The organism is Ideonella sp. BN130291, from assembly GCF_036231905.1.
Lineage (GTDB): Bacteria > Pseudomonadota > Gammaproteobacteria > Burkholderiales > Burkholderiaceae_C > CAMLIZ01.
In genome coordinates this window covers 281,402-296,020 of the sequence record NZ_JAZARE010000006.1, presented here as the reverse complement: position 1 = coordinate 296,020, position 14,619 = coordinate 281,402, and the positions used below count along the sequence as shown (strand labels likewise).

Annotated in this window: 15 protein-coding genes; 4 read left to right on the top strand and 11 right to left on the bottom strand. The window is 69.0% G+C overall.

What is annotated here, in order from left to right; genetic code table 11:
• Positions 1 to 153: 153 nt before the first annotated feature.
• The 5 genes from VPH43_RS15145 to VPH43_RS15125 all read right to left on the bottom strand — a co-directional run bounded on the left by VPH43_RS15145 (position 154) and on the right by VPH43_RS15125 (position 5,681).
• Complete coding sequence (locus VPH43_RS15145; protein WP_328578550.1) at positions 154 to 1,665, bottom strand: ABC transporter substrate-binding protein; 1,512 nt, start codon at positions 1,663 to 1,665, stop codon at positions 154 to 156.
• Between the two features lie 10 nt (positions 1,666 to 1,675).
• On the bottom strand, positions 1,676 to 2,524 hold the full coding sequence (locus tag VPH43_RS15140) for an ATP-binding cassette domain-containing protein (protein WP_328578549.1): 849 nt from the start codon (positions 2,522 to 2,524) through the stop codon (positions 1,676 to 1,678).
• Between the two features lie 55 nt (positions 2,525 to 2,579).
• Positions 2,580 to 3,581 (bottom strand): ABC transporter ATP-binding protein, encoded by a 1,002-nt coding sequence (locus tag VPH43_RS15135; protein WP_328578548.1) that lies wholly within the window; start codon positions 3,579 to 3,581, stop codon positions 2,580 to 2,582.
• A 304-nt stretch (positions 3,582 to 3,885) separates the two neighbouring features.
• Entirely contained in the window at positions 3,886 to 4,731 is an 846-nt protein-coding gene (locus VPH43_RS15130; RefSeq protein ID WP_328578547.1) for an ABC transporter permease, read from the bottom strand.
• Positions 4,728 to 5,681, bottom strand: coding sequence for an ABC transporter permease (locus VPH43_RS15125; RefSeq protein ID WP_328578546.1), 954 nt, complete (start codon positions 5,679 to 5,681; stop codon positions 4,728 to 4,730). Before VPH43_RS15125 ends, VPH43_RS15130 begins: the two co-directional genes overlap by 4 nt.
• Before the next feature lie 116 nt (positions 5,682 to 5,797).
• On the opposite strand from VPH43_RS15125, the gene VPH43_RS15120 reads away from it, so the two are divergent.
• The 3 genes from VPH43_RS15120 to VPH43_RS15110 all read left to right on the top strand — a co-directional run bounded on the left by VPH43_RS15120 (position 5,798) and on the right by VPH43_RS15110 (position 8,345).
• A complete protein-coding gene (locus VPH43_RS15120; protein WP_328578545.1) occupies positions 5,798 to 7,255 on the top strand; it encodes an aldehyde dehydrogenase family protein in 1,458 nt (485 codons plus the stop codon).
• 23 nt (positions 7,256 to 7,278) lie between these two features.
• Positions 7,279 to 8,040 (top strand): glucose 1-dehydrogenase, encoded by a 762-nt coding sequence (locus tag VPH43_RS15115; RefSeq protein ID WP_328578544.1) that lies wholly within the window; start codon positions 7,279 to 7,281, stop codon positions 8,038 to 8,040.
• A gap of 83 nt (positions 8,041 to 8,123) precedes the next feature.
• Positions 8,124 to 8,345 (top strand): hypothetical protein, encoded by a 222-nt coding sequence (locus VPH43_RS15110; protein ID WP_328578543.1) that lies wholly within the window; start codon positions 8,124 to 8,126, stop codon positions 8,343 to 8,345.
• A 15-nt stretch (positions 8,346 to 8,360) separates the two neighbouring features.
• Here VPH43_RS15110 and VPH43_RS15105 read toward each other — a convergent pair whose 3' ends face one another.
• The 5 genes from VPH43_RS15105 to VPH43_RS15085 form a co-directional block, all read right to left on the bottom strand.
• Positions 8,361 to 9,173, bottom strand: coding sequence for an HvfC/BufC family peptide modification chaperone (locus VPH43_RS15105; RefSeq protein ID WP_328578542.1), 813 nt, complete (start codon positions 9,171 to 9,173; stop codon positions 8,361 to 8,363).
• Complete coding sequence (gene bufB / locus VPH43_RS15100) at positions 9,170 to 10,009, bottom strand: MNIO family bufferin maturase (RefSeq protein ID WP_328578541.1); 840 nt, start codon at positions 10,007 to 10,009, stop codon at positions 9,170 to 9,172. Before bufB ends, VPH43_RS15105 begins: the two co-directional genes overlap by 4 nt.
• Positions 10,010 to 10,109: 100 nt before the next feature.
• Entirely contained in the window at positions 10,110 to 10,370 is a 261-nt protein-coding gene (gene bufA2, locus VPH43_RS15095) for a BufA2 family periplasmic bufferin-type metallophore (protein ID WP_328578540.1), read from the bottom strand.
• A gap of 201 nt (positions 10,371 to 10,571) precedes the next feature.
• Positions 10,572 to 11,771, bottom strand: coding sequence for an amino acid aminotransferase (locus VPH43_RS15090; protein ID WP_328578539.1), 1,200 nt, complete (start codon positions 11,769 to 11,771; stop codon positions 10,572 to 10,574).
• A gap of 28 nt (positions 11,772 to 11,799) precedes the next feature.
• On the bottom strand, positions 11,800 to 12,300 hold the full coding sequence (locus VPH43_RS15085) for a glutathione peroxidase (protein WP_328578538.1): 501 nt from the start codon (positions 12,298 to 12,300) through the stop codon (positions 11,800 to 11,802).
• A gap of 178 nt (positions 12,301 to 12,478) precedes the next feature.
• Here VPH43_RS15085 and VPH43_RS15080 point away from each other — a divergent pair, with 178 nt between their 5' ends.
• Positions 12,479 to 13,297, top strand: a complete 819-nt coding sequence (locus VPH43_RS15080) for a response regulator (RefSeq protein WP_328578537.1) — start codon at positions 12,479 to 12,481, stop codon at positions 13,295 to 13,297.
• A gap of 25 nt (positions 13,298 to 13,322) precedes the next feature.
• Here the strand turns inward: VPH43_RS15080 and lplT are convergent, their stop codons facing one another.
• Entirely contained in the window at positions 13,323 to 14,600 is a 1,278-nt protein-coding gene (gene lplT / locus VPH43_RS15075; RefSeq protein ID WP_328578536.1) for a lysophospholipid transporter LplT, read from the bottom strand.
• Positions 14,601 to 14,619 lie beyond the last annotated feature (19 nt).

Sequence of the window (14,619 nt, the reverse complement as noted above, 5' to 3'; positions counted from 1 at the left end):
GACAATGTGAGCGGGTCTTCATGGGTGATCCGCCTCGGTGGTGCCGGATCGGGACGGTGGGGCGTTCTGCGGAGCGAAGTAAAGGAGGAGGCCGCAGGCCGGGGGACATGAGCGCAGCAGAGCGCCCCATCGTCCCGATCACGCTCAACCGACTCACTGCCAACTGACCGCGGCCATGTCATTCGCAAAGATCGGCGAACTCGACCACAACCCCTTCAGCCCCTTCTTCGCAATCGCCACCTGCGACGGATTGAAGATGAACACGTTCACCGCATCGGTGGCGATCATCTTCTGCAGCTCGCCAAACAGCCGCTGGCGCTCCTTTGCATTGGTCTCCGCCGCATGCTTGGCCGCCAGGTCTTTGAAGACCTTGCTGTCGTAGCCCCAGTAGTAGGCCGGGTTGGCGTACTGCATGTAATCCAGCGGCTCCACGTGGTTGATGATCGTGAGGTCGAAGTTGCCCTTGAAGGTGCCGCCCAGCCACTGGGCCCACTCCACGTTCTCGATCTTCGCAATCACGCCCACCTTCGCCAGCATGGCGGCCACCACCTCGCCGCCCTTGCGCGCGTATTGCGGCGGCGGCAGGGTGAGCGTCACGTTCAGCGGCGTCTGCACGCCCGCTTCCTTCAGCAGCGCCTTTGCCTTCTCGGGGTCGTAGGGGTAGGTGCCCGTGAGGTCGATGTAGCCGGCATCCGTGGGTGCGAAGTGACTGCCGATCGGTTTGGCCAGGCCGTCGAGCACGCCGTCGATGAAAGCCTTGCGGTCGATGGCGTGGGCCAGGGCGCGCCGCACCCGCACGTCGTCGAAGGGCTTCTTCTTGTTGTTGATCGTCATGATGCCCTTGCCCGCGGTGTTGCCGATCTCCACCGTGAAGCGCTTGTCGGCCTGGAACTGCTTGGTGGCCGAGGGGTTGTCCATGCGCGGGACGCCGTCCACGTCGCCGGCCAGCAGCGCGGCCACGCGCGCGGCCGGGTCGTTGATGAAGCGGAAACTCACTTTCTTGAGCTTCACCGCGGCCGCGTTGCGAAAACCGTCCCACTTGGTCAGCGTGACCGCGGCGCCCTTGCTCCAGTTCTCGAACTTGAACGGCCCGGTGCCCACCGGCTTGGTGGCCGTGGTGGCGGCGCTCTTGGGGTCCAGGATCACCGCGGTGTTTTCGCCCAGCCGGAAGGGCAGGGTGGCATCGGCGTTGTTCAGCGTGAGGATCACCGTGGCCGGGTCCGGCGTGTCGATGCGGGCGATGTTGTCGAACACCGCCTTCTTCGCCTTGTTGGTGGAGCCCTCGGCCTTGGCGCGCTCGAAGCTGAACTTCACGTCGCTGGCGTCGAACGCCTCGCCGTCGTGGAACTTCACGCCCTTGCGCAGCTTGAAGGTGTAGCTGCGGCCGTCGGGGTCCATGGTCCAGCTCTCGGCCAGCAGCGGCGTCACGCTGCCGTCCTGGTTGATCTTGGTCAGGCCCTCCAGCACGTTGTAGTGCACGATCTCGCCGATGGCGGCGGCCGGCGCGGTGGTGGGGTCCAGGCCCGGCGGCTCCAGCACCATGGCCAGCACCACGGCGTCCTTGCGGCTCTGGGCCTGCGCGGGCGAGGCAGTGCCGACCAGGGCGACGGCAATCAGGGCGGCGCTGGCGGCCGGCGCAATGGCGGCACGACGGTGGATCCTCATGGCGAGCTCCTCATGGCAATGAATGGGCAATCGTGGGGCGATTCTGAACTGTGGCGCGCTGGCCGGGAATGGCGGCCAGCAGCGCCTGCGTGTACGGATGTTCGGCCTGGCGGAACAGCTGCTGCGGGTCACCCTGCTCCACCACCCGGCCATGCTGCATCACCGCAACCTCGTCGCACACCAGGCCCACCACCGCGAGGTCGTGGCTGATGAACAGGTAAGACACACCGTGCCGGTCCTGCAGGTCCAGCATCAGGTTCAGCACCTGCGCCTGCACCGACACGTCCAGCGCGCTCACCGGCTCGTCGGCCACGATGAGCCTGGGCCGGGTGATGAGGGCGCGCGCGATCGCGATGCGCTGGCGCTGCCCGCCGGAAAACTCGTGCGGGTACTTGGCCAGGTCGTTGCTGCGCAAGCCCACCGCCTCCAGCGCCTCGGCCGCGCGCTCCCGCTGTTCGGCCCGGGTGCAGCGGTCCACCAGCGCCTCCAGCGGCTCGGCCACGATGCGCTCTACCGTGCGGCGGGGGTCCAGCGAACCATACGGATCCTGGAACACCATCTGGAAGCCGGCGCGCGCGCGCCGCAGCGCCGCCACGGACAGCGACTGCAGGTCGGTGCCGTCCATCAGCACCCGGCCGGAGGTCGGTGCCTCCAGTGCCATCACCAGGCGCGCCAGCGTGGACTTGCCGGAGCCCGATTCGCCCACGATGCCCAGGTTGCGGCCGGCCTGCAGCTGCAGGCTCACGCCATCCAGCGCCTTCACCAGGGGTGCCGGCTGCCAGAGCGATTGGCGCGGCAGCCGGTAGTGGCGCGTGAGGTCCTGCAGCTCCAGCAGGGGCGCGGTGCCGGGACCGCTCATGAGAAAACCTCCGCCTTGCGGGCTGCGGTATTCGGGTTGGGAACGGCCCTGCGGCTCATGTCACCAGCCCCTGTTCCAGCGGCGTGTCCAGCACCGCGCCGAGCCGGATGCAGCGCGCCGTGTGGTCCAGCCCCACCGGGTGCTGCGCCGGCAGCGCATCGTGGCAGGCCGGCACCACGAAGCCGCAGCGGCTGGCGAACGGGCAGCCCGCGGGCAGGTCGGCCAGCTCGGGCACCCGCCCCGGGATGGTCGCCAGCCGGCTGCGCCGCGGCAGCCCCAGCCGAGGCCGAGCGGCAAACAGCCCGCGCGTGTAGGGATGCGACAGGCGCCGGAACACCTCTTCGGTGGGCCCTTGTTCCACCACCGTGCCGCCGTACATCACCAGCAGGCGCCGCACGCTGTCGGCCATCACCGCGAGGTCATGGCTCACCAGCAGCAGCGCCATGCCGTCCTCGGCCACCAGGCGGGCGATGAGCTCCAGCACCTCGCGCTGCAGCGTGACGTCCAGCGCCGTGGTGGGTTCGTCCGCGATCAGCAGGCTGGGCCCGCAGGCCAGCGCGATCGCAATCACCACACGCTGGCGCTGGCCGCCGGAGAGCTGGTGCGGGTACGCGTCCAGCCGCCGCGCCGGGTCCGGCAGGTGCACCCGCTCTAGCAGTTCCAAGGCCTTCGCGCGCGCATCGCGTGCGTTCAAGCCAAGATGCAGCCGCAGCGGCTCCGCGATCTGCTGCCCGATGGTGTGCAGCGGGTTCAGCGCGGTCATCGGCTCCTGGAACACCATGCCGATGCGGTGCCCACGCAGCCGGCCCATGGCACCATCGTCCAGCGACGTGAGCTCCTGGCCATCGAACCGGATGGAGCCACTCACCTTGGCGCCTTCAGGCAGCAAGCCCATGAGGGCCAAAGCGGTCATGGATTTGCCGCATCCCGATTCACCGATCAGCCCCAGGGAGTCGCCGCGTTCGAGCTCGAACGACACGTCGCACAAGGCGTGGACCTGGCCACGTGAGGTGTTGAGCGTCACCCGCAGGTCGGATACCTCGAGAAGTTTGTTCATCTCAAAAGCGTCCACCATGACTGGGCGAGGATCGGGACGGCGGGGCGCTGTGCGCCGCTCATGTCCCCCGGGCCCTGCGGGCCCTCCTCCTTTACTTCGCTCTGCACAACGCCCCGCGGTCCCGATCCGCCACCACCTGCTGTTCTCGATGAGGACAAAGCCGGTGGAATGCCGAGGGTGGCGGGTGACCGGCGTAGCGAAGTAAAGGAGGAGGCCTTGGCCGCAGGCCAAGGGCGGGGGACATGAGCGAAGCCGGTCATCCGCCGCCCTCGGCTCGCTCCACAGTGGAGGGCACTGACCTTCATCACCGACGCCTCGCCAACTTCGGGTCCAGCAGATCGCGCAGCCCGTCCCCCATCAGGTTCAGCCCCAGCACGCTCAACGCAATCGCCACCCCCGGATAGATCGCCAGCTCAGGTGCCTGGAACAGCTGGCTCTGCGCTTCGTTGAGCATGCGGCCCCAGCTCGGCTGCGGCGGCTGCGTGCCCAGGCCGAGGTAGCTCAGCGCGGCCTCGGCCAGGATGGCGACGGCGAACTGGATGGTGGCCTGAACGATGAGCACGCTGGCGATGTTGGGCAGCACGTGTTCGAGCGTGATGCGCCACGGCCCCTTGCCGCAGGCGCGGGCAGCCAGCACGTAGTCGCGTGTCCACACCGCATTGGCGGCGCCGCGGCTGATGCGGGCGAACACCGGCACGTTGAAGATGCCGATGGCGATGATGGAGTTGAGCAGGCCCGGGCCATAGATCGCGGTGAGCATGATGGCGGTGAGCAGCGCCGGGAAGGCGAACGCGAAGTCGGATGCGCGCATCACCAGCTCCTCCACCCAGCCGCGGCGGGCCGAGGCCAGGCAGCCGAGCGACACGCCGAACAGCAGGCCGATGCCCACGGCCACGATGCCAACCACGATGCTGTTCTGCGCACCCACCAGCAGCTGCGACGCAATGTCGCGGCCCAGGCTGTCGGTGCCCAGCCAGTGCGAGGCGCTGGGCGGGGCCAGCTTGTGCGGCACGTCGATGTCGGCCGGCGGGTAGGGGGACCACACCAGCGACAGCAGCGCGGCCGCCAGCATCAGCGCCACCAGCACGCCGCCCAGCACGAAGCTGGGGTGGTGGCGTGCGCGCTTGTGCAAAGCGAGGCCCGTGCTCATGATGAGTGGCGCAGCCGCGGGTCGATGAGCGCGTACAACAGGTCGACCACCAGGTTGATGAAGATCACCACCGCGGCCAGCAGCATCACCACGTCGCGCACCACCACCAGGTCGCGGTTGGCGATCGCCTGGAACACCAGGCGGCCGATGCCGGGCAGCACGAACACGTTCTCCACGATGATGGTGCCGGTGATCAGGTTGGCGAACTGCAGGCCCATGATGGTGAGCACCGGCACGAAGGCGTTGCGCAGCACATGGCGCCACAGTACTGCACGCTTGGACAAACCCTTGGCGCGGGCGGTGCGCACGAAGTCCTCGCGCATCACCTCCAGCACCGCCGAGCGGGTCACCCGCGCGAGGATGGCGGCCTGCACTGCCGCTAGCGCCGCGGCGGGCAGCAGCAGGGCGCGCACGCCGCCCCACACACCATCCTCGTCGCCCCAGCCGGGGAAGCCGCCGGCCGACACCCACTGCAGCTTCACCGCGAACAACCAGATCAGCAGGATGGCCAGCCAGAAGCTGGGCACCGAGATGCCCACCTGGCTGAGCGCCATCACGCCCACGTCGCCCAGCCGGTTGTGGCGCGCGGCGGCGTACACACCCAGGGCCAGGGCCAGCACGGTGGTGAGCGCCATCGCCATCAGCGCCAGCGGCAGGCTCACCTGCAGGCGCTCGGCGATCAGCTGCGGCACGGGGGTGTCGTAGGACACGCTGACCGCGCTGCGGCCCTGCAGCCAGCCGCCGATCCAGTCGGCGTAGCGTTGCACTGGGGGGCGATTGAGCCCCAGCTTGGTTTCCAGCGCGGCGATGGATTCTGGCGTGGCACTTTCGCCCAGCATCATCTGCGCCACATTGCCCGGCAGCAGCTCCAGCGCGGCAAACACCACCACCGAGGCCACCAGCAAGGTGGCGGCGAAGGTGAGCAGGCGCCGCAGCAGGAAGACGCTCATGCCGGGCGGTTGCGTCGGGTGTGGCGTGAGGGGGCAGACACAGCGGGCATGGATGCACGGTGCGAACAGTCGGCCGAGGCTAACATGGCCTTTCCGGCTTCACCAGGAGAGCGCGCATGGCGGCCACGCTGGCCTTCGACACCGACCGCGTGTTCATCGGCGGGCGCTGGCAGGCGCCCGCTTCCGGCGGGCAGCTGCCGCTGCTCAACCCCTCCGATGGTTCGGTGCTGGTGCCCATCGCCCGCGGCGGCCCGGCCGATGTGGATGCCGCGGTGCACGCGGCCCATGCGGCACTCGCCGGCGACTGGGGCCGCATGAGCGCCACCGAGCGCGGCCGCGTGCTGCAACGCATCTCCGCCCGGGTGCTGGAGCAGGCCGACGAACTGGCCCGCCTCGAAGCGCTGGACGTGGGCAAGCCGCTCAAACAGGGCCGCGCCGATGCGGTGGCGCTGGCGCGCTACCTCGAGTTCTACGGCGGTGCGGCCGACAAGGTGCATGGCGAGACCTTGCCCTTTGCCAACGGCTACACCGCACTCACGCTGCGCGAGCCGCATGGCGTCACCGGCCACATCGTGCCCTGGAACTACCCGATGCAGATCATCGGCCGCAGCGTGGGCGCGGCGCTGGCGATGGGCAACGCCTGCGTGCTCAAGCCGGCGGAAGAGGCCTGCCTCACCGCGCTCGCCTTCGCCCACATCGCGCACGACAGCGGCCTGCCCGCCGGGGCGCTCAACTTGGTGCCCGGGCTGGGCGAGGAGGCGGGCGCGGCCTTGTCCTCGCATGCCGGCATCCAGCACATCAGCTTCACCGGCAGCGTGGCCACCGGCGCGCTGGTGCAGGCGGCCGCCGCGCGCCATGCGGTGCCGGTGACCTTGGAGCTGGGCGGCAAGAGCCCGCAGATCGTGTTTGCCGATGCCGACCTCGACGCCGCGCTGCCCTTCCTGGTGAACGCCGGCATTCAGAACGCCGGCCAGACCTGTTCGGCGGCTTCGCGCATCCTGGTGCAGCGGCCGGTGTTCGAGGAGGTGCTGCGCCGCATGGCCGAGCGTTATCGCGCCCTGCGCGTGGGCCCGGCCTTGAGCGACCTGGACGTGGGCCCGCTCATCTCTGCACGCCAGCGCGAGATCGTGCAACGCTACCTGCGCCTGGCGCAGGACAGCGGTCTGCGCATCGCGGCCCAGGCCGAGGTGGTGGCCGATGCGCCCGATGGTGGCTTCTACCTGCCGCCCACCCTGGTGGCCGAGGTGCCGCCCGAGCATGCGCTGGCGCAGGAGGAGATCTTCGGCCCGGTGCAGGTGGTGATCCCCTTCGACGACGAAGCCGATGCGCTGCGCATCGCCAACGGCACGCCCTACGGGCTGGTGGCCGGGGTGTGGACTCGCGACGGCGGACGCCAGTTGCGCCTGGCGCGCGCGCTGAAGTGCGGCCAGGTGTTCATCAACAACTACGGCGCCGGCGGCGGCATCGAGCTGCCCTTCGGCGGCGTGAAACTCTCAGGCCACGGGCGTGAAAAAGGCTTCGAGGCGCTGTATGGTTTCTCCACGCTGAAAACCATCGCCATCCACCACGGGTGACACAACCCACAGGGGCAGACCGCATGCGACTGAAAGACAAGATCGCCATCGTCACCGGCGGGGGCTCCGGCTTCGGCGCCGGCATTGCGCGCAAGTTCGTGGCCGAGGGCGCGCAGGTGCTCATTGCCGACCGCGACCTGCAAGCCGGCCTGGACGTGGCCGCGTCGCTCGGTCCACGGGCGCGCGCGATGCGCGTGGACGTGAGCAACCCGGCCGACGTCACCATCATGATGGAGGCCGCCGAGGCGCATTTCGGCGGCCTGCACATCCTGGTGAACAACGCCGGCGTGGGCCACACGCCTCAGCCGCTGGAGACCTTGCCCGAGGACGAGTTCGACCGCATCGTGGCGGTGAACATGAAAGCGATCTACCTCGCCTGCCGCGAGGTGGTGCCACGCTTCAAGGAGCAGAAGGAGCGCACCGGCGAAGGCGGCGTGATCCTCAACATGGCCTCCACCGCCGGCGTGAGCCCGCGCCCGCGGCTCACCTGGTACAACGCCAGCAAGGGCTGGGTCATCACCGCCACCCGCTCCATGGCGGTGGAACTCGCATCCTTCGGCATCCGCGTGGTCGCGCTCAACCCGGTGGCCGGCGAAACGCCGATGCTCAAGACCTTCATGGGCGAGGACACGCCGGAGATGCGCGCGAAGTTCCTCTCCACCATCCCGATCGGCCGTTTTTCCACGCCGGAGGACCTGGGCAACGCCGCGTGTTTCCTCTGCAGCGACGAGGCTTCCATGATCACCGGCGTGGCGATGGAAGTGGACGGCGGGCGCTGCATCTGACAAGCCGCCCCAGCCGGCCGGCGCGCGGGCATCCGTGTTGCCCGGGTGATGGCCCACACAGCTGTCACCCGAAGGAGCAGACCATGGCCGAGCCCACCCGCCCCGCTGCATCACCGCCTGGCGCCGCCAAGGAGAACAAGGCCACGCCCGGCGAATGGAATCGTGAGCAGGCGTCCGACGAATACGGCGCCCACTCCGAACACCAGGAGGACGTGGCCGGCGAAGAACGCGCCGCCGGCGTGCCGCGTGAAACGCGGGAAGACCAGCGCAAGACCCAATCGGGCGGGCGAACGGGCAACGCCTGAGGCTGGCTGCGCCTGTCAGCCCAGGGCTGGCTGCACAGCGCAGAACAGCCCGTCCTGCAGCCACTGCTGCAGCGCGCCGGCGCAGGTGGCGGCGGCCTGTTCCGCATCACCGTCCAGCGCGGCCGCAGCCCGCTCGCACAGGGCGCCGAAGGGCTCCCCATCGAAGGCCGCCTGCAGCAGCGCTGCTTCCAGCGCGCTCAGGGAGCGCCACTGCGTGTCCAGCTGCCGGCGCCAGACCAGCAGCGTGTGCGGCGCGGCTTCCGGTTCCGGCAGCTGCGGTTCGTCGGCGCCGGAGGCAGGGTCGTGCTCGCGCAGTGTGCGCCAGGCCGGCTCGATCGTCCAGTCCATCACCAGCAGCCGCACGCTCGGGTGCGCCGTGAAGCGCAGCCCCGCGAACTGCTGCGGCGCCACGTTGGCCAGGGCGCCGAGCCCGAGCTCGGCGGCGTCGGATGCGTCGAAGGCAGCGCGCAAGGCCCAGTCCATGCGCGCAAGGTCCACCAGCGCCGGATGCGGCACCAGGTCCTCCCGGCTGCACATGTAGTCCGCCAGCCGATCGCCGAACCAGCGGATCGAGGGTGTGGTGGACGGGCAGGCCGCCACATAGGCCGCCGCCAGTTCCGCGAAGGCGTCGTCACCGAGCGCGCGTTGCAGCACGGTGTGGTTGTCAGCCAGCGCAGCGGCCAGGCGGGCACGGTAGGCGTGGCGGTAGATGCCTAGGCGCGGCGCGGCGCCGCCGGGGCTGGCGCGTAGCCAGCGGGTGTCCGCGGGTGGCGCCTGTGCGGTGATGGCCTGCAGCAGGGCCTGCTGCTGCGCCTGCAGCGTTGTCATGCGGCCATCTCCAGCACCGACGCCGTGTTCTTGGCGGCGATCTGGCGCGCCCGGTCCAGCTCGGCCACCAGCTCGTCCAGCGGCGGGATGTGGTCGTCGCGTTCGATCATCGTCGGCACGCCACCCAGGCGCTGCACGGTGTACCCGTACAGATCCCACACCGCGTCGCACACCGGGGCGTCGTGCGTATCCACCAGGTGGTCGCCATGATCCTGGTGGCCCGCCAGGTGCAGCTGAACCACCCGCTCGGACGGCATCGCATCGATGAAGGCATGTGCGTCGAAGCCGTGGTTCACGCTGCTCACGTAAACGTTGTTCACGTCCAGCAGCAGCTGGCAGTCGGCACGCTGCAGCAGCTGCACGATGAACTCGGCTTCGCTGATCTCGTCGGCCGCGAAGCTCACGTAGCTGGACACGTTTTCCAGCACCAGGCGCCGGCCCAGCAGGTCCTGCACCTGGTGGATGCGGGGCACCAGGTGGCGCAAGGCGGCTTCGGTGTACGGCAGGGGCAGCAGGTCGTGCAGGTTGTGCCCGGTTGTGCCGGTCCAGCACAGGTGGTCCGACACCCAGGCCGGTTGCACCCGGTCAACCAGCGCCTTGAGTTCGCGCACGTAGTGCAGGTCCAGCGCGTCGCTGCCGCCGATGGACAGGGACACGCCGTGCATCACCATGGTGTAGTCGCGCCGGATGCGGTCCAGGTGGTGCAGCGGCTTGCCGCCAGGCACCATGTAGTTCTCGGAGATCACCTCCAGCCAGTCCACGCGCGGGCGGCCTTCGAGGAAGTCGCGGTAGTGCTCGGGGCGCAGGCCCAGGCCGAAGCCGTGCAGGGAGGTCATGGTCGTCGTGCAGGAAAAAGGCCGATGCCCGCGATGGGCGTGCATCGGTTCACAACACGGGCCCGCGATGCGTCGCGGCCCGTGGCTCCTGGAACAGCGCTTATTCCGTGACGACCTTGCCGCCGGCCTTGGTGCACTCGGCGGCGGACTTCTTGCTCACCCAGCCCTGGCCCTTGCAGCTGTTGTGGCCCTTGCACTCGTTGGAGGCGGTCTTGCATTCCGAGGTGCCCTTGCAGCTGTTGACGCCGGAGCACTTCACCGCGCCCTGGTCGGCCGCCTGGGCGGTGGTGGCCAGCAGGCCGGTGGACAGCAGGGCGGCGGCAGCGGTGGCGATGGCCAGACCGGTCTTGATGTTTGCCATGGTGATTTCCTCTTGGTGTGGGTTGAACGCTCGCCATCGCAGTGAGGCGGCGGGAGTCAGTCGGTGCTCTGTGGCGTTCCTTACACCGGCTGCTGGACTTCATGTACGCCGCCGGCGCCGCGCTGGATGAGGCGCTGTGCTGCGGGCATGAAAAAGGCGCTCCGTGGAGCGCCTTGCATTCACCCGGCAAGGGGCGAAGGATCAGCCCTGGGCGATCACCGCCGCCATCGCCTTGGCGGCCGGCTCCACGTTGTGCGAGTTCAAGCCCGCCACGCAGATGCGGCCCGAGCGCACCAGGTACACCGCATGCTCTTCGCGCAGCCGGTCCACCTGGTCGGCGCTCAAGCCGGTGTAGCTGAACATGCCGTGCTGGGTGAGGAAGTAGTCGAAGTTGCGGCCCGGCACCTTCTGCGTGAGCACGCCGTGCAGCGTCTTGCGCATGGCCAGGATGCGCTCGCGCATGGCCGCCAGCTCCTGCTCCCACAGGCTGCGCAGCTCCGGCTCGCCCAGCACCAGCGCCACGATCTGGCCGCCGTGAATGGGCGGGCTGGAGTAGTTGCGCCGCACCGTGAACTTGAGCTGGCCCAGCACGTTGGCGGCCTGTGCGGCGTCGGGGCACACCACGCTGAGCGCACCGCAGCGTTCACCGTACACACTCATGCTCTTGGAGAAGGAGTTCGCGATGAAGAAGCTCACGCCGGCGGCCGCCAGCTGGCGCACCGCATAGGCGTCGGCCTCGATGCCGTCACCGAAGCCCTGGTAGGCCAGGTCCAGGTAAGGCAGCAGCTGGCGCTCCTTCAGCAGTGGAATCAGCTCATCCCATTGCGCGCGCGTGAGGTCCACGCCGGTGGGGTTGTGGCAGCAGGCATGCAGCAGCACCACCGTGCTGGCCGGCAAGGCGCGCAGCGCGGACATCATCTCGGCAAAACGCACGCCGCCGGTGGCGGGGTCGTAGTACGGATAGGTGCGCACCGTGATGCCCGCGCCTTCGAACATCGAGCGGTGGTTGTCCCAGGTGGGGTCGCTCACCCACACCTCGCTGGCCGGGAAGTAGCGCTTGATGAAGTCGGCGCCCACCTTCAGGCCGCCGCTGGAACCCACCGACTGGATGGTGGCGATGCGGTCGGAGGTCACCGCCTCGTGGCCGGGGCCGAACAGCAGCTTCTGCACTTCAGCGCGGAAGTTGGCCGCCCCCTCGATCGGCAGGTAGGGCTTGGGGCCGTTGTTCTGCAGCAGCTTCTGCTCGGCGCGGCGCACCGAGGCCATCACCGGTATGCGGCCTTCGTCGTCGAAGTAGATGCCGATCGACAGGTTGATCTTGTGGGGGCGAGGATCCTTCTGGAAGTCCTCGTTGAGCGACAGGATGGGGTCGCCGCCGAAGGGTTCGACGTGCTGGAACATGGGTTCTCCGGGAGTGAAAGGGTGCAGGTCAGGGCGCCGGCGCGGCGAGTGCGGCCACGATGTCTTTTTCCAGCGATTCGGGCGTGTCGTTGGGGGCATAGCGCTTGATCACCTGCCCGTCGCGGCCGACCAGGAACTTGGTGAAGTTCCACTTGATCGCCTGGGTACCCAGCAGGCCCGGTGCTTGCTGCTTGAGCCACTGGAACAGCGGATGCGCACTGGCACCGTTGACCTCGATCTTGCTCATCATCGGGAAGCTGACGCCGTAGTTCACCTGGCAGAAGGAGGCGATCTGTTCATCGTTGCCCGGGTCCTGGCCGCCGAATTCATTGCTCGGGAAGCCCACCACCGCCAGCCCGCGGTCCTTGTACTGGGCCCACAGCTTTTCCAGGCCGGCGAACTGCGGGGTGAACCCGCACTCGCTGGCGGTGTTGACGATCAACACGACATGGCCTTTCAGGTCGCTCAGGCGGCGGGTCTGGCCGTCGATCGTGCGGGCCTCGAAGTCGTACAGGCTTTGGGCGGTCATGGGCTGCCTTTCTGTTGCAAGCGGAACCAGTGCTGCCGGCCGGACTCTGAACATCGGCCCGGCACCACACAAGTGCATGTTAGTCGCGTGGGCCACCCCCTGTTTGCCGGGCGGGCCGCGTTGACAGCGCTGCCGCGCGCTCCGAACATGATTGCCAGCCCCGCCTGATACCTCGTTCATGACCGCCGCTGCCGCTGCTTCCCATCCCCGTGTCCGCGTTGCCTTGCAAGGCTTCAGCGAGTTCGAGCGCAGCGCGCTGGCGTCCTACTTCCGCCTCGCCGGGGACCGCTTCCCCGCCTACGAGCAGACCGACTCGCCCGAGGACGCCCGCTTCATCGTGGCCGATGCGGACCACCCCGGCGTGGTGGACCAGGTCATTGCCGCGGGCCGGGTGGCCGACACGGTGTTCATCGGCGCGCAGGCGCCCGAAGGTGCGCTGGCGTGGATGATGCGGCCGATCGACCCGCTGCACGTGCTGCGCGAGCTCGACGGCGTGGTGGGGCAGCGTTGGGCCGGCGCCGCTGCGCCACCCACTGGCCGGCGCGCCAGCGACCTGCCGGAACCTGCACGCACCGTGTCGCCCCAGGTGCTGCTGGTGGACCCCAACGACCTGAGCGCGCGCACGCTGGAGCGCCAGCTGCAGGCGCTGGGCTTGTCGGTGGCGCGCGCCAATACCAGCGGCAAGGCGCTGGAGCTGATGGCGCGCCTGGCTTTCCAGTTCGTGTTCGTCGACACCGAGTTGGGCGCGGCCAGCGAGATGGACGGGCTCAACCTCTGCCAGCATGTGAAACACCAGCACGCCGTCGGCACGGGCACCCGCCCGGCCGTGTTCCTGCTGAGCGACACCGATGCGCCGGTGCAGCGCGTGCGCGCCACCTTGGCCGGTGCCGATGCCTACCTGGTCAAGCCGGTGGACGACGGCAGCCTGCGCCGCCTGCTGGCCGCGCACGGTGCCACCTTCACCCGTCCCGGGCCGGTGCGCGCCATCCAGCGCTGAACAACGCGGGGAGGTCTCGGCGGCGTCAGTGCCGGTCGGAGCGGGCGATGGCCAGCAGGCGCTGCACCTCGTCGCCGTGCATCACCAGGTTGCGCCGGTGCCAGCGCCAGATCAGGCCCATGGTGCCGGCCACCAGCAGGCCGAACAGGGTGATCGCGCCGGCCGACGACAGGCCGAACCGGGTGAGCCCGGTGTAGAAGGCGCCAAAGCCAAGGATGGCCGCCTGTTCGTTGAAGTTCTGCACCGCGATCGAGCGGCCGGCGCCCATCAGGCTGTGGCCGCGATGCTGCAGCAGCGCATTCATCGGCACCGCCAGGAAGCCACCGAAGCCGCCCAGCAGGATCAGGAAGGGCACGGCCATCCACACGTTGTGGATGGCATTCATCGCAATCACCACCAGCCCCATGCCCACGCCCAGCGGGATCACGGCGGTGGCCTTGTCCAGCCGCATGATCACCGAGGCCAGCAGTGCGCCGGCGGCGGTGCCTATCACCACCACGCCGGTGAGCGAGGTGCCCTGGGTGGTGGTGTAGCCCAGCGCGGCGGTGGCCCAGGCCAGCACCACATAGCGCAGGTTGCCGCCGGCGCCCCAGAACACGGTGGTGGTGGCCAGCGAGATCTGGCCCAGGCGGTCGTTCCACAGCCGGGCGTTGCACTGGGAAAAGTCGCGCACCAGCACGATCAGGTTGTGCGCCAGCGGCTGCAGCGGCGCCTCGGTGCGCGGGATGCGCAGGTTGAAGGCCGCCGCGATGATGTACAGCAGGATCAGGCTGGAGATCGCCGCCTCGGGCGGCGTGTCGATGCCGGTATTCACATACGGCACATCGACGGCCAGCAGGTGAGACGCCACCGCCCGGCCCACCAGCTGGCCGCCCATCAGCAGGCCCAGGATGATGGAGCCGATGGTCAGGCCCTCGATCCAGCCGTTGGCCTTGACCAGCTGCGACGGCGGCAGCAGCTCGGTGAGGATGCCGTACTTGGCCGGCGAGTAGGCGGCGGCGCCCAGGCCGACGATCGCGTAGGCCAGCAGCGGATGGGTGCCGAACAGCATCAGCAGGCAGCCGCCCACCTTGATGGCGTTGGACACGAACATCACCTTGCCCTTGGGCACGGCGTCGGCGAACGCGCCCACAAAAGGGGCCAGCACCACATAGAACAGCGCAAACATCGGCACCAGGGCGGCGCGCTGCCACTCGGCCGCGCCCGAGGTCTTGAGCAGTTCCACCGCCGCCACGAACAATGCGTTGTCCGCCAGCGAGCTGAAGAACTGCGCTGACATGATCGTGTAGAAGCCTTTTTTCATTCGCTCTGGCGGCGCGCGG